Source organism: Paenibacillus sp. FSL R7-0026, from assembly GCF_038004485.1.
Lineage (GTDB): Bacteria > Bacillota > Bacilli > Paenibacillales > Paenibacillaceae > Paenibacillus > Paenibacillus xylanexedens_A.
Genome location: NZ_JBBORG010000001.1, coordinates 2,867,371 through 2,882,798 on the forward strand (window position 1 = coordinate 2,867,371; position 15,428 = coordinate 2,882,798).

The following is a 15,428-nucleotide window of genomic DNA, read 5'->3' on the forward strand; positions in this document are numbered from 1 at the left end:
GGTAGACTTCGAGTTAACTCTAGGATTGATCCGAGTGAATTCTAACATGTTGGATTACTGGATGTCAAAGTACGTTGGAGATAAAAAAATAAGATAAACATTTGACCTAGAGTTAACTCGAGGGGGTAAGATTATTTTGAACTTTAAATTACGAGGAGGTTATACCATTGATTATAGCTAAAGCCAGAGCCGTTGACGGACCAGACCAACAATTCAGAAGTGCTGAAATTAAACGACGTGATCTGGATACCAATGATGTATTAATCGAGATTAAATATGCAGGTATTTGCCATTCTGACATCCATACTGCCCACGGTGAATGGGGACCTGTGAATTATCCACTCGTTCCTGGACACGAAATTGCCGGGATTGTAACGGATGTAGGAACCGGAGTATCCAAATACAAGGTCGGTGACCGAGTAGGGGTCGGATGTATGGTGGACTCTTGTGGTGAATGTGTTAACTGTCGCAAAGGTGAAGAGCAATACTGTCTCAAAGGAAATATTCAAACTTACGCTGGAGTAGACAAATACGGTGAGCCTACGCAAGGTGGATATTCAACTCATATTGTTGTTGTAGAGGATTTCGTCGTTCGCATCCCTGATAACATTGCACTTGATGCTGCTGCACCTTTGCTGTGTGCCGGTATTACGACGTATTCACCACTTCATCACTGGGGAGCTGGCCCAGGTAAGAAAGTTGCCGTTGTAGGTATGGGTGGTCTTGGTCATATGGCTGTCAAAATTGCACATGCGATGGGTGCCGAAGTAACGGTTCTCTCCCAATCCTTAAGCAAAAAAGAAGATGGACTGCAATTTGGTGCAGATCACTACTTTGCCACAAGCGAACCGGAAACATTCGAGAAACTTGCAGGCACCTTCGATCTGATGATTAACACAGTAAGTGCTAATATTGATATTAACGCTTATTTCTCACTGCTCACGCTGGATGGTACACTTGTGAACGTAGGTGCTCCTGCAGAACCTTTAGCTGTTAACGTATTCTCTCTTATCGGTCATCGCCGTTCATTCGCTGGTTCCATGATTGGTGGCATTCGTGAGACGCAGGAAATGCTCGATTTTTGTGCAGAACATGATATTGTACCTAATATTGAGGTCATCTCCGCCGATCAGATTGACGAAGCATACAAACGTGTATTGGCTTCCGACGTGAAATATCGCTTTGTTATTGATAACAGCACAATCTAAGTGTGAAGTGTGTAATATTGATAGTTAAAGATAGAAGAAAGCAGCTACCGCCAAGGTCAGCTGCTTTTTGCTTATCAGTTTGTTAATTGCTGATCGTTCTATAACCCGCGCTCTTATCGCAACGAACAGAAGGTAACAGCGTCTAATAACTAGTGAAGTAAACATGAAAGGAGTGGTATGAGAAAGATGACAGTATCATTTTCACATCAGCCGGAAGGTTACGAATGTCCATTTTGTCGTATTTGGGGTATCGAGCGATCTGATCAGGGAACAAAACAAAGGGATATCATCTATCAGAATGAAAAGGTAACGGCATTTATAGCGGGCAAATGGTGGCCAAACAATAAAGGACATGTTCTTATTGTTCCGAATGAACATTTCGAGAACATCTTTGAACTCCCCGCGGAGTACGCTGTTGAAATTCATCGCGCGGCTCAGCTTACAGCATTTGCAATGAAAAGTACATATGGATGTGATGGGATTTCGACACGGCAACATAATGAACCTGCTGGCAATCAAGACGTGTGGCATTATCATCTCCATGTTTACCCTAGATACGTGAATGATCAACTTTATCTGTCAAATGGTTCGCAGTCCGATCCAGATGAACGCGCTTTCTATGCGGATAAGTTGCGTTCTTGGATAAAGGAAAACATTTAAGGTCTAGAAGGAGATGAATCTGAGACCCTATGTTATATTTGATCAGAAGTAAGCTACATTAGGATATTCTTTGTAACGAAAAAATCATAAGATAAGAGAAGGGCTGTGCCAGTATTGAAAGGTAAGATATCTAAAAGATTGCTAGCAATTTTCGTAGTTTTAACTTTGTATGTAGGTAGCACAAATCAGATGTATGCAGAATTCACCGAATTAAGCTTAGAGGAGCACGGAGGGCTACAGCAGGAATGGGTACATACTCTTCCTAAAGAATTTAATTATCTGAGCTTTGATCTAGGTTACAATCCTCAAGACAATATTAACCGTGCTGCTCAGCTTGTCATGCTAAACCCGGGCACTTTGTCTGGTAATAACTTTGGCCTATACACGATAAATAATAAGACAGGGAAAATTGCCTGGGCGTACGACATTAAAAATAAAGTGAAGAATTTTTACCCTTTGAATCACGCTTGGTTCTACAACGAGAGCGGCAGTATATTCTATCAGTATTCTACGAATCACGGGAAAACATTTAACATTCTTAGTTTGGATTCGAAAGGAAAGCGTTTATTCGAGAAGAAGGATTTAAGTTTCTCAAATATCTATCCTTATAAAAACGGAATTGTTCTACAACAAACAGATTATCTTAAAAATCAGTCTCGTTTTATCACATTAAATTCCAAAGGAATAACGACAAGCGAAACTGTGTTAGGTTATAAAACTGAAGTACTGACTTCTGGTTATGTACTCCATTTTGTAGGTGAGAATAAAATCGAGGTTTTCAAAGATGTAACCTCTTTGAAAAAGCCATTATTTACATTTAACTCCAAAAAGTTTGGTGGATTTTACGTTGCGGGTTATCATCAATTAAGTGGCGGTACATTAATTGTAGAATATGCAAGATCCAATTCATATGGTGGACAGAAATTAATGGCTTATGGAGTTAATGGTAAACTCAAATGGGAAACCGTGCTTGATAGAAACATGAACATTTCTATGCATTCAACCGGAAGTAAACTATTAATCGATAACCAATCTGAACACAGTATCACTTTATATGATCATAACTTCAAAAAGCTGTTTTCTCGTGCGTATGAAGGAGAGCTTAATTTTAATGGTTTTATGAGCTCCTACCGAAACGATAGCTATATTGAGTATACAAGCTTTGGAACCATTGATGACAAATGGGGAGAGAGGTATACCTTAATGAAAGATAATGGAGACATAATACTTAGTAAATACTTTGTTTTAGATGATGTGCATAAGAGTAACTTTGCTTATGACTCGTCCGAAAATGTGGTCTATCGCACCATGGTTAGCGACTACCGATATAATCTGATTAAATACAAGGTAACTAAATAGTAGTTGTAGTACCGTTGATAATAACAATCAACGGTTTTTTTTATATTCAATGAAGGTTCAATATTTATTTGGATGAAGGTTTGCGATTCAATCCTGTTTTAATCATTGTAAAAAACTATTAAGGGTCATTGTTATCATATATTCTTTTTGCATTGAAACAACCGACAGGTGTTTATGAATTTGATATTCATGATAGAATAAGATTGAATTGGACAATATAAGTAGTAGATTTCTTGTTATAGGGGGAAACTAATGGAGACCTTTGCAGAATTTATAGCACGCATCGATAACCCGGAACACCAGGCACGAACGGAAGAAGTTTTGAACTGGATTACTGAAAAATTCCCGAATTTAAAGCAAAAAATAGCCTGGAATCAACCGATGTTTACCGACCATGAGACATTTATTATTGGTTTTAGTGTATCCAAACAACACTTGGCTGTTGCTCCCGAGAAGGCAGGAATTAATCGTTTTTCGGAAGAGATCACACAGGCGGGTTATGATCACACCAAAGAGTTGGTGCGGATGAAGTGGAAACAGGAGATTGATTTTTCGTTACTTGAGAGAATGATTGAGTTCAATATAGCGGATAAGGCAGAATGTTCAACATTCTGGCGTAAATAAATCGCGATATCAAAAGAAGACCCCCAACTTCCGGATACGGAAAGAGGAGGTCTTCTATATTTTAAGCAAAAGCGATTATTGAGCACCTACTACAGGGTGAGGTACATAGGGTTCTTCAAGGAATGAGACGTCTTCTGAGGTCAACTTAACAGAAAGAGCACCTACCGCATCTTCCAGATGCGATATTTTGGTGGCACCGATAATTGGTGCCGCTACAGTGTCTTTTTGTAGCAACCACGCAAGTGCAATGTGTGTGCGAGGGACACCGTATTTTTCTGCAATGGATGCAACTCGTTCAACAACAAGCCGATCCGCATCACTTGTTGCATTGTACTTGGATTTCTGAATTTTGTCTGTCTCGGATCGAAGTGTTGATACGGACCAATCACGGGTTAACCTGCCTGAAGCGAGAGGACTGTAGGGAGTCACACCAATCTTTTCTTCCTTGCATAAAGGCAACATTTCTCGTTCCTCTTCACGGTAGATGAGATTCAGGTGGTTTTGCATGGAGACAAACTTGGTCCAACCATTTTTCTCTGCTACATGTAATGCTTTTTGGAACTGCCATGCAAACATGGCTGAAGCGCCAATATATCTCACTTTACCGGACTTCACCACATCATGTAAGGCTTCCATGGTTTCTTCAATAGGCGTATTGTAGTCCCAACGATGAATGATATACAGATCCACATAATCCGTTTCCAATCGTTTCAGGCTTTTATCAATCTCACTCAGGATGGCTTTTCTGGAAAGCCCGGAACCGTTGGGTCCTTTATGCATTTGTCCGTGTACTTTGGTAGCAATGACAACCTCATCCCGATTGGCATAATCCTTTAATGCCCGACCAAGGTATTCCTCGCTTGTACCCAGAGAGTATACATTAGCTGTATCGAAGAAATTAATGCCTAGATCCAGTGCTTTTTTGATCACGGGGCGAGAATTTTCTTCATTCAGTACCCATTCATGAACCCATTTACTGGCGTCCCCGAATCCCATACATCCCAGGCAAAATCGAGATACGTCCAAGCCTGTATTACCAAGTTTCGTATATTCCATGTTATGTTCAAATCCTTTCTAATGTTTATTATTACCACCTGTATGGTGATCTATTTACACATTATTATGTCATAACAAATGTAACAACCTGTACCACATTTCTATCAAACTTTTGCCTATTCCTATCATAATCTCTGAATCTGAATCAGTTGAGACTATTAAAGTTCTCATATAAAAAGAACAAGCCACTCGTTTCTCCGGTGGAGATTCAAAGGGCTTGTTCATAAAATATTATTTATTCATTGTTTGATGAATCCAATCGCTTATTTTGGTTAATTTAAGATTGGCTTTAATGTTATCATCCAACTCTTGATACCGTGGAAGAAGATCTGTATGCCCATCAATCCATTGGTACAATCCTTTAAGACCTGCTGCTGTCTCACTTCCCAACAAAGGCTGAATCGCTGCTTCAAAATGATCAAAAGGTAGAGACATGAAGCTGATCTTTTCACCTAATACAGCACTGAATTGTTCAGCTAATTGTGTACCTGTCAGGGCTGCTAATCCGGGTGCTGGGATAATGCTTCCTGCCAATTCAGAATGAGTCAAGGCATAATAGTGGAATTGAGCTGCATCGTTTAAGCTAATCCAGGAGATCGGCTTGTTTGCTGGTACCGGGTAGGCCAAAACGCCATTGTTCAGTATTCCGGGAATCAGGAAGTTTTCCAAGTATACAATGGGTTCAACAATGATATATGGAAGACCACTTTGCTGCAATTCATGGATAACTTCACGTTTCAATTCAATTCCTTTGGAATGGGTGATAGGGTCAGGAACATAGGTACCCGTGTTAACTACAATCAATTTAACGTTTGCCTGTATAGCAGCATCAATTGCATTTTTGGTATATTGTCTGATCTTATCCGGATTGAACTCCACCGGCAGGTTCAGGAATACTTTACTTACACCTTCATGCGCCGTATGGAGCTGTTCCACATCTGATAGATCCCCGATGAAAGCTTCAATGTTTTGTTCCTTTAGTGTTTTGGCTGTTGCCTCATTTCGAGTAATCGTGCGAACCTCACAACCGTGTTGAACGAGTAATTGAGCGACAGCTCCGCCTTGGGAGCCCGATGCCCCATATACTAAAAATCGATCATTCTGTGTCATAGTGGTCAATAACTTCCTTTCAATATGTGATTGGAATGAATGAGTTAACACTCAGCAATGACCTCAGCATAACGGATTTAGAATAGGATCGTAAGTACGCACATTAATGATATAGAGTATCCCTTAGGATACTATGGGAAGGCGTTTTACATATGTTTCGATCCCCAATCACCTAGCTGAAACAAGATCGAAGTCAGGCTTTGTCCTTTTTCTGTAAGGGAATATTCGACTTTAGGCGGAACTACAGGGTGGGTAACACGGTTTATCAAACCAGCTTCTTCAAGTTCTCGTAATTGCCTGGTTAACGTGCGATGCGTAATGGGGTCAAGCATTTTCTGTAATTCATTGAATCGAATTGTTGAATGGCGGATGAGCCGATTTATAATTAATAGTTTCCATTTCCCACCAATCATATTGACTGCAAACTCAACAGGACAACGGTCCTCCACAGGCTCTATATTCATATTTATGTATCCCTCCCAAAAGCATCAACTCATGTATCATGTTTCGTTCATTTTATCGAATTTATAAAGGGGTGTATAGCTTACAGCGCATTCAGGGTATGAACCATGCCCAGAACACAAAAAAAGATGCCCCCAGTGTAGCTCGAGAGACACCTAATATAATATAAATTATTGTTCAACTCAGACAGAACAGAAAAAAAGCATTGAACGTGAAAAAAAGCCATGATATAATCTATAGCGCAATTGACATTTCTATTGAATATAAAGGGTGAATCATTATTTCTCCTAATTTAATTTTACATCCGACATTCCGATTTGTCAATGCTCTTTTTTTGGTCCTAATAAATGGAAAAGGGAGTGGACTCATTCATGGATAAAACAAACGATTGGAAGTTGGAAGAGGAAAGATTAGTACAGGTGAGGAACAAGCTTCAGGCACGACTCGACGAACTGGAGCCGAAGGTTGCAGGACTACATGAACAGGCTGCCGAAATTCGTAAACGGTTCTGGGAAGAAGTGACGATCAATACGGGTTCGTACACGGATTTTGAAGATGCATTCTATACCATTAATCAGCAGTCCAGAGTGTTGGCCGAGAGGGAGCGCGGGCACAAGTTGTTAACACAACAATGGAAAAATACTAAGAGACTGCTTCCGACGCCGTACTTTGGTCGCTTCGACTATAAGGAAAAAGGCATGACTTTTACTGAACAGATCTACATTGGCGTATCATCTTTCATGGATGAAGATGGATTGAACTTTCTAATCTATGACTGGAGAACACCAATTGCGAGTTTATACTATGATCACTCTCCCGGGCCAGCAAGTTATGACACACCTTCAGGACGAATCGACGGAAAGATGGAGCTCAAGCGTCAATTCCAGATTCAACATGGGCAGCTTCATAGCATGTTTGATTCAACTGAGACGATTGGTGACGAATTGTTGCAGCAAGTGCTCGCCAAGGGTGCAGACTCACAAATGAAGAGCATTGTAGCAACAATCCAGAAGGAACAAAACGCCATTATTCGTGATGACCGAAGCCGAATGCTTATCGTTCAAGGGGCAGCTGGCAGTGGCAAGACGTCCGCTGCGTTACAGCGAGTGGCCTACTTACTATACAAACACCGCCAGACCGTCAAAGCAGATCAGATTGTACTTTTCTCCCCGAATCCGATGTTTACCAGTTATACTTCCACCGTGCTCCCGGAACTTGGCGAAGAAAATATGCAGCAGACGACTTTCCAGGAATATCTGAATTATTGGCTGGATTCCTCCTTACGACCAGAGGATGCCTTTGATCAGATTGAATATGTGCTGACAGCTCAGAATGATCCGGGATATGAAGCTCGTCTGGAGGCGATTAAGTACAAAGCTTCCGAGACATTCTTGCAAGTGCTCCAAAACTACGGTAAGTGGCTAGGGCGGGAGGGCATGCGGTTCAACGGCATTCAATTTCGGGGACGTGAATTCATCACTGCGGACCGAATCAAAACCCAATTTTACAGTTTGGATCAAAATCTTACCTTGTCCAACCGTATTCTTCTTTTGCAGGAATGGTTGCTGAGAGAACTTGTTTCGCTGGAACGTCTGGAGCGGGAAGCAGACTGGGTTCAGGAGGAGTTGAATTATTTGGACACGGATGAGTATGTGGAAGCTTTCCGCATGTTGCACAAAGAAAAGCCCGTGTTTGATGTGGCGGAAAAATATGCAGCCCGCGAGAACGGAGATAACAAGGCAGTGCAAGATGAGGGTGCCTTTAACTTTGCAGTGCGGGAAGAGGAGCTGCTTCGTCAGAAACTGGTGAAAGACATGTTTAAACCTTTAAGAAAGAGTGTGCGGAAATTCCAGTTCGTGGATGTGAAAGGGATATACGAACAACTATTTGTAGATGAGACCGCTTATCGGGAACAAACGAATGGGGCAATTCCCCCACAGCACTGGCCTGAGATTTGTAAACAGACCAAGGCAATGATCCTTCAGAACAAGCTATTCCATGAGGATGCTACTCCGTATTTATATGTAAAAGAGATGATCGAAGGCGTACGGACGAACACAGAGATTCGTTATGTCTTTGTCGATGAAGGCCAGGATTATTCGGCGTTTCAATATGAATATCTTAAAAAGCTGTTTCCTCGTGCCCGCATGACGGTGCTGGGGGATTTCGGGCAAGCGATCTTTATGCAGGCTACGGATTTGGCAGCATCCAACTCGCCACTGGTTCACCTTTACGGAGAAGGCGAAACTACATTGATACGCCTTGTACGCAGTTATCGTTCAACCAAAGAGATTGTTGAATTCACGAGACAGATGTTACCAGGGGGAGAAGAGATAAGACCGTTTGAAAGGGGAGATCAGAAGCCTCTTTTAACAAAATTGAAGGACAAAAATCTGCGTGGTACACAGATTCTCGCAGACATCGCCGCGCTTAAGGCGGAGGGGTTTGATTCCATCGCTGTGATTACGAAAACCGCGGCTGAAAGTCGTGATGCCTATGAAAGGTTGCAAAGTCAAGGCGGCGAAGGGATACAACTCATAACAAAGGATACACAGATTTTTGAAAAAGGAATCATGGTTATTCCTGTGTATCTCGCCAAAGGCGTTGAGTTCGATGCTGTCCTGATCTATGATGCTTCACCCGTCGCTTACAGCCAGGAATATGATCGCAAGCTTCTGTATACGGCATGCACACGGGCCATGCACCGACTTCATCTATATACAGTGAGTGACTGGTCACCATTTGTGCAGGCGTTACCTGCGAATCTGTATGACATCAAATCATAATCCATATGTAAATCCGTTCTCAATGAAGGACCAAAGAAAGATGCTCAGAGCCTTTTTTAAAAGGTTATCGGGCATCTTCTTTTTATAAAGACATGAATTATAAAAGTTATTCTTTACTGATCGTTCCCGATGTGATAGATTGTTATTGGGAGTTATGAGAATGATCATTCCCATAACAGCTCGGATGAATAAATTCTCAATGAGAGGGAGTAATAATAAATGAATATTTCCAAACAAGTTGCTATTGTAAGTGGGGCTAATCGAGGGTTGGGCAAGGAACTTGCTCTTGAACTGCTGGCGAGGGGAACCAAAGTGTATGCTGGCGCACGAAACCCTGAATCCATTGATCTGCCGGGGGCTATTCCACTGCAACTCGATATTACGGATCCACAATCTGTCATGGCTGCAGCAGAGGTAGCTAGTGATGTAACCCTTCTAATCAATAATGCTGGTTCCGCTACGGGTGCTTCTCTGCTCACGGGTGATCTGAGCGATATTCACTTGGAATTCAATACACATGTATTCGGTACGCTTTCAATGATTCGTGCGTTTGCACCGGTGATAGAGAAGAATGGGGGCGGTTCGATACTGAATATCCTGTCTGTTCTATCTTGGCTTAGCCTTGGTAACTCAGGTGCATATTCAGCTGCAAAATCCGCTCAGTGGGGGATTACGAATGCATTACGTGTGGAATTAGCCCCTAAGAACGTTAGCGTTGCCGGATTGCACGTAGCGTTCATGGATACGGATATGACGGCAGGTATCGACGCACCAAAAACGAGCCCAACGGATATTGCCAAAATTGCAATAGATTCCATCGAAGCGGATCTCTACGAGATTATTGCTGATGATACCAGTCGGAATGTACAACAGGGTCTTGCTGGTGGTGTTGCTGCCCTTTACCCGCAATTGTTTCAAAAATAAAGAGGCGTAGATTCATTTTCTCGTTATAAATAAAACAACCCCCACCAGATATGGTGGGGGTTAAGTCCGTCATGAATTTTCCAATTCCATTCCTTCAAGAACGGTGAGAATATAAGGTTTAACCTTTAACTGCACCGGCAGTAAGGCCGCTGACGATATATTTTTGCCCGAATAGATACAGGATGAATACAGGCAGTGAAGTAAGCACAAGATTGGCGAAGATCAGGTTCCAGTCCCGGCTATATTTGCCGTAGAAATTGTAGATCGACAGTGGCATCGTCCAGGTGGAACTGTCTGTCAGGAAGTATACCGGAATCGTGATGTCATTCCAGACGGACATGAACACCATGATGGCTACCGTTGCGTTAACGGGCAGGATGAGCGGTGTGACGATGCGGAAGAATACGCCGAACACACTTGCTCCTTCCAAAAATGCCACTTCGTCCAGCGCTCGTGGAATGGTTTTGATGAATCCACTATACAAGAATACACTGAAGGCCGTATTTAACGCGGCGTAGATCAGGATGACACTTGTGATGCTGCCGTAGAATCCTAATCCCTGTACAACCCGTATGGTCGTAATAATCGACATTGGCGCAATCAGTCCCATGAAGAAATACATATAGATCGTGCCGGATAATTTGGTTTCCCGACGTGCCAGAATGAATGCTGCTGCCGAAGAAGCAACGATATTAATGATGGAAGATACACCAGTAATCAAAATGCTGTTGAAGAACGCTCGCGACAGACCACCTTCCTGGAAGACACGAACATAGTTCGAGAACTGCCATGTTTCCGGAAAACTCAGGGAGAAGCTAAGCACTTCGGCGCTGGTTTTGAATGAACCAAAGATCAGAATGACAAGCGGCAACAGAACGATAAGAGAGGCCAGAATCAGGAAACCTTCCACGATATAGTTGCGGATGGCGAGTTTGCGTGTATAGCCCATGTTATTCCGTAACCTCCTTACGCCGCATGAAGATCAATAGCGGTATAGCGATAATGGTAACGACCACGAACAGAAGGGTGTTGACCGCGGTACCAAGTCCCCAGTTGCCTTCACCGAAAGATCGCAGAATGATCGTACCTACGACCTGGGAAGCGTTACCCGGACCACCACCGGTCATGACATATACTTCGGAGAATACTTTGAGTCCACCGATCAATGTCAACATCAGGTTAATGTTAATCGCGGGCAGCAAGAGTGGTAGTGTGATTTTGAAAAAACTTCTCCACGAACTTGCGCCATCAATCTTGGCTGCTTCGTAATACTCTTGAGAAATGGACTGCAGGCCCGCCAGATAGATGGCCATCTGGAACCCGGCACTCTGCCAGATCGAGACGATGGCAATCGTCCAGATCACAATCGAGGGGTTGGTCAGCCAAGCTTGGCTTAACGAATGTAATCCTACAGATTCCAACAAATTGTTGATTGTACCTTCGGTACGCAACATGGGAGTGAACAGAATGCTGATCACAAGGATGCTGAGAATGGAAGGGGAGTAGAAGATCGCGCGCAGCAGGTTCTTTGTTCTTAATCGCATGTTAAGTCCTACGGCCAGCAATAGGCCGATGACATTTTTGCCAACAACGGTGACGATTGCAAATATCGCCGTGTTTTTCAGCGCCAGAATCAGCGTTTTGTCCGAGAAAATTTTCTCGAAATTATCCCACCCGATGAACTTCAGCTCCAGCCGATCCAGCCGCCAATCCGTGAATGAGTAATAGAAAGCGGCGAGAGCAGGCACAACGAAAAAGATGGAGTAGATAATCAGTGCGGGAAATATCATGTAATACGAATACAAATTTTTAGTCCTTTTCATGTCTCACACTCCGTTATAGCCAGGCAGCATAACGATCGTCCATGTTATGCTGCCCTGTATTTCACTCTTTAGAAACCTTCTACACCTTTATCCTGCATCAGCTGACTGAACTTCTCATCCCAGGATTTCAGTACTTCTTCCGGTGACAATCCACCTGCAAATTGATCCTGTAACAATCGGTACAGTTCGCTGCGATCAACCAGCATGTATGCATCCGTTGTCAGCACGGTTTTCTTCGGCGTAATATAATTGTCTACAATATCCTGTTTGTAAGCTGGCAGTTCTGGTGTAGTAACGTCACTGAAATTGGATACGTATCCTTTGGAATCCACGATCTGTTGTGCGACATCCTTGGAAGCGATATAGTCCAGGAACTGTTTGGCTTCATCCAGATGTTTGGATTTCTTCGGAATGAACAGTTGTCCGCCGAGTGGACTTGCACCCAGACTGGCATTATCCAACGATGGAATCGGGAATACGCCCAGTTCCATATTGGGATCTTGCTCGGCCACGCCTTCAATTAACCAATCGCCCATAAACATCATGGCAACTTCCTTGTTCAGGAATTTACCTACGGCCATGTCATAGCTGTCGCTAAGCACATCCGTGTTGGTGTAACCTTTGGTGTAAATTTCATATTGTTGTTCCAGGAATGTTTTGAATTCCGGGATATCAGACCATTTTTTCTTATTGCTGTTCAGCTCATCAAAAAAAGTTGGTTCATTTTTGGCTACAAAATCAGCAAATGCTGCAGCAGGCCAGATGTTGGCAGCCCAGGCATCTTTGTAAGGCATGAATACAGGCGTAATGCCACTTACTTTGATTTTTTCACAGATCGCCAGGAATTCTTCGTAGTTGGTTGGAATCGACAACCCGAGTTCTTCAAAGATTTGTTTGTTATAAACGACCCCTTGCATCCCCGTATCTTGGCTGACATGGAAGCTGTAGAGATGGCCGCCAGAAGAGAGGACGTCTTTGTTCACAATTCTGCTCGCCCAAGGCTCGTTATCCAGAATCTCGAAGTTACGTTCAAGGTTTAGGTCCGTGACTGCGCTCGCCAGATTGTATTGAATAATATCAGGCGTTTCATCTACAGCCAGTTTGGTTTGCAGTACAGTTGTTGTTTGTTCCGCTGGAATCAGCTGCAAATTGACGCGAATGTTCGTTTGTTTTTCGAATGCATCAAGAATGTCCTGCTGGATGAAAGCAGAGTCCTGGGAACTTTTAGAGATCGCCAGCTCCAATGTGACTTTACCACTCTTGCTGTCCCCACCAGCAGCTGTGCTGGAATCCGTACCTCCTGATCCACAAGCCGTTAACGAGACCGATAATAAACTGGCCAGAATAATGGAAATCGCCTTTTTTCTTTTTATTGTTTTCAATGCAAATCCCCCTCTAAAACGTTTGGTGAATCCGTTTACATGTCCGATTATAGATTCTTTTCCCTCGCCGGTACATGTCTGTGCTTGAACGTTGATGTGTAAAATCCTGAACTTGAAATCGCTATCATTTCATGAAATACCATGATAGAGTAGACATGAATATAAGGGATTTCACATCATGTCAGAACAGGAGGGCATCTCTGAGAATGGCAAAGCTCATACATAAAGCAACTCAATTCAGTTTGCAGACAAAGGTGTTTCTGACATTTCTGGCTCTGCTTTTGTTTGTGCTGGGCTGTTTTATCGTTTATGTGAATGTGATCGTTGTCCGCCCGCTCAAACTGAAAACGGAGCAGGATACGCTCGTTACAGCTACGAAGGTAAGAGAGCAAGTTGATCTATACGTAGAACAACAGAACCAGATGTCGCAGCGAATATTATCCAGCAAAAATATATTTGCAGCCATGGACAAGAGCTCCTCAGCGCATAGTAATTATGAAAGGCTGAAGCAAGTTCGGATCATCAAAGACATTATGTTTCAGGCCATTGGGCCGAGTATGAATATCAAGGATATGTCCATCTACGACAATCACGGGGTTCTCCTGACATCATATCTGGGTTCGGGCAATCCTCCCGCAATCCTGAACACCATGATGGAGAGTAGTCAGGTTGGACGAGACTGGACAGAAAGTGGTTTTGTTCTGCTGCGTCAAGACGATACGATCTCCTTTGTGCGCACGATCAATGATCAGAACGGCAAGGTGTACGGTTATCTTAGCATCCAGATGGAACAGGCCTATATACAGAACCTAACGGAGGGAATTACTGCTGGCGATGTCTATATTCTGAATGAACAAGGGGAGCAGATGACGGGCTCGGAAGCGGGTGTGACATTTACCAAGTGGACAAAGCCTTCAGCAGACGAGGGACTGGATGTGGACAAAAACGATAATTATATCACGCATTCCACTTCACCCAGTACAGGCTGGATCACGTATATCATAACGCCCAAAAAATCTGTTCTAGGCTCGATCCATTCGGTTCAGACGATGTCCATTCTGCTGATTACAGCACTGATGCTCGTTTCGTTTGTGTATATCTTCTTGTCTACACGTAACCTGCTGCTGCCTATCCGCAAGCTACGCGGTCAGATCTGGCGCATGAACTACAGCAATATGAATCTGAAAGTGGATGAAACGCCGAAGAATAACGATCTCTTATTGCTAAATGAAGCCTTTCAGGATCTGATGGAGAGGCTGCAGCAATCCATTGACCGGGAAAAATCGGCGCTTCATGAAGAAGTAAAGGCTCGTAATTCGGCGCTGCAAGCCCAGATCGCACCTCATTTTATTCATAATGTCTTATACCTGATCAGTATTGCCGCCCAAGAGGGGAAGACCAAAGTTGTATCGGATATGTGCAAACATCTTTCGGACAGTCTGCGTTATATTGTCTCTTCACCATACGCGCATGTGACTTTGGCTGAGGAGCTTCAACATACGAGACATTATCTGTCCCTTGTACAACAAAAGTACGAAGAGGATCTGGAGTGGGACATCTGTGCTGACGAGCTGGCGAACGATATCCGGTTGCCGCGGTTGGTCATTCAGCCGTTTGTGGAAAACTGCATTGAACATGCCTTTGCCAACACCGCGCCGCCTTGGCGTATCCAGATTACGGTGAAGCAATATAACGGATTATGGGCTTTGGAGATCAAAGATAACGGAGAGGGCTTTCCACCGGATAAGATCCAGGAGATTTTAGCCAATATTCAGGCATCGGGTTCCGGAATGAACCAGACTGCCGATCGTGGAACAGCCCTCGGTAACATGGGGATTATCAATAGTGTCAATCGACTCAAACTAATGTATAACAACCGACTCTTTATTAATATATTTAACAATCATGCGGAAGAGCAACATGGAGCAACGATTCAGATCATCGGCTCACTGACGAAGGATTTTTACTAGGGCGTGTCTGAAAACTCCGAAGGAAGCAGATTTTGCCGAATTTTCGTTCCAAGCAAGGAAGTTT

Annotated in this window: 13 protein-coding genes; 7 read left to right on the plus strand and 6 right to left on the minus strand. The window is 43.2% G+C overall.

Going from position 1 to position 15,428, the window contains the following annotated elements; all coding sequences use genetic code 11:
* The first annotated feature begins 167 nt into the window (after positions 1 to 167).
* The 4 genes from MKY44_RS12990 (at position 168) to MKY44_RS13005 (ending at position 3,851) form a co-directional block, all read left to right on the plus strand.
* Positions 168 to 1,208: an NAD(P)-dependent alcohol dehydrogenase gene (locus MKY44_RS12990; RefSeq protein ID WP_253508327.1), complete on the plus strand. Its 1,041-nt coding sequence runs from the start codon at positions 168 to 170 to the stop codon at positions 1,206 to 1,208.
* Between the two features lie 186 nt (positions 1,209 to 1,394).
* Complete coding sequence (locus MKY44_RS12995; RefSeq protein ID WP_341007389.1) at positions 1,395 to 1,868, plus strand: HIT family protein; 474 nt, start codon at positions 1,395 to 1,397, stop codon at positions 1,866 to 1,868.
* Between the two features lie 105 nt (positions 1,869 to 1,973).
* Positions 1,974 to 3,227 carry a hypothetical protein gene (locus tag MKY44_RS13000; RefSeq protein ID WP_341007390.1) on the plus strand — a complete coding sequence of 418 codons (1,254 nt, stop codon included), beginning with the start codon at positions 1,974 to 1,976 and terminating at the stop codon, positions 3,225 to 3,227.
* A gap of 252 nt (positions 3,228 to 3,479) precedes the next feature.
* Entirely contained in the window at positions 3,480 to 3,851 is a 372-nt protein-coding gene (locus MKY44_RS13005) for an iron chaperone (RefSeq protein WP_062834357.1), read from the plus strand.
* A 75-nt stretch (positions 3,852 to 3,926) separates the two neighbouring features.
* Here the strand turns inward: MKY44_RS13005 and MKY44_RS13010 are convergent, their stop codons facing one another.
* The 3 genes from MKY44_RS13010 to MKY44_RS13020 form a co-directional block, all read right to left on the minus strand.
* Complete coding sequence (locus tag MKY44_RS13010; RefSeq protein WP_341007391.1) at positions 3,927 to 4,907, minus strand: aldo/keto reductase; 981 nt, start codon at positions 4,905 to 4,907, stop codon at positions 3,927 to 3,929.
* 231 nt (positions 4,908 to 5,138) lie between these two features.
* The gene (locus MKY44_RS13015) at positions 5,139 to 6,017 is read right to left on the minus strand and encodes an SDR family oxidoreductase (protein ID WP_341007392.1); all 879 of its coding nucleotides are present in this window, start codon (positions 6,015 to 6,017) and stop codon (positions 5,139 to 5,141) included.
* Between the two features lie 146 nt (positions 6,018 to 6,163).
* Entirely contained in the window at positions 6,164 to 6,481 is a 318-nt protein-coding gene (locus MKY44_RS13020; RefSeq protein WP_017688544.1) for a winged helix-turn-helix transcriptional regulator, read from the minus strand.
* Between the two features lie 369 nt (positions 6,482 to 6,850).
* Here MKY44_RS13020 and helD point away from each other — a divergent pair, with 369 nt between their 5' ends.
* Complete coding sequence (gene helD, locus MKY44_RS13025; RefSeq protein ID WP_341007393.1) at positions 6,851 to 9,265, plus strand: RNA polymerase recycling motor HelD; 2,415 nt, start codon at positions 6,851 to 6,853, stop codon at positions 9,263 to 9,265.
* 219 nt (positions 9,266 to 9,484) lie between these two features.
* Entirely contained in the window at positions 9,485 to 10,189 is a 705-nt protein-coding gene (locus MKY44_RS13030; RefSeq protein ID WP_341007394.1) for an SDR family oxidoreductase, read from the plus strand.
* 118 nt (positions 10,190 to 10,307) lie between these two features.
* Here MKY44_RS13030 and MKY44_RS13035 read toward each other — a convergent pair whose 3' ends face one another.
* The 3 genes from MKY44_RS13035 to MKY44_RS13045 form a co-directional block, all read right to left on the minus strand.
* On the minus strand, positions 10,308 to 11,138 hold the full coding sequence (locus tag MKY44_RS13035) for a carbohydrate ABC transporter permease (protein ID WP_017688542.1): 831 nt from the start codon (positions 11,136 to 11,138) through the stop codon (positions 10,308 to 10,310).
* A gap of 1 nt (position 11,139) precedes the next feature.
* Positions 11,140 to 12,012 (minus strand): carbohydrate ABC transporter permease, encoded by an 873-nt coding sequence (locus MKY44_RS13040; protein ID WP_062834362.1) that lies wholly within the window; start codon positions 12,010 to 12,012, stop codon positions 11,140 to 11,142.
* Between the two features lie 68 nt (positions 12,013 to 12,080).
* Positions 12,081 to 13,394, minus strand: coding sequence for an ABC transporter substrate-binding protein (locus MKY44_RS13045; protein ID WP_341007395.1), 1,314 nt, complete (start codon positions 13,392 to 13,394; stop codon positions 12,081 to 12,083).
* A 206-nt stretch (positions 13,395 to 13,600) separates the two neighbouring features.
* On the opposite strand from MKY44_RS13045, the gene MKY44_RS13050 reads away from it, so the two are divergent.
* Positions 13,601 to 15,364, plus strand: a complete 1,764-nt coding sequence (locus MKY44_RS13050; RefSeq protein ID WP_341007396.1) for a sensor histidine kinase — start codon at positions 13,601 to 13,603, stop codon at positions 15,362 to 15,364.
* The last annotated feature ends 64 nt before the right edge of the window (positions 15,365 to 15,428 follow it).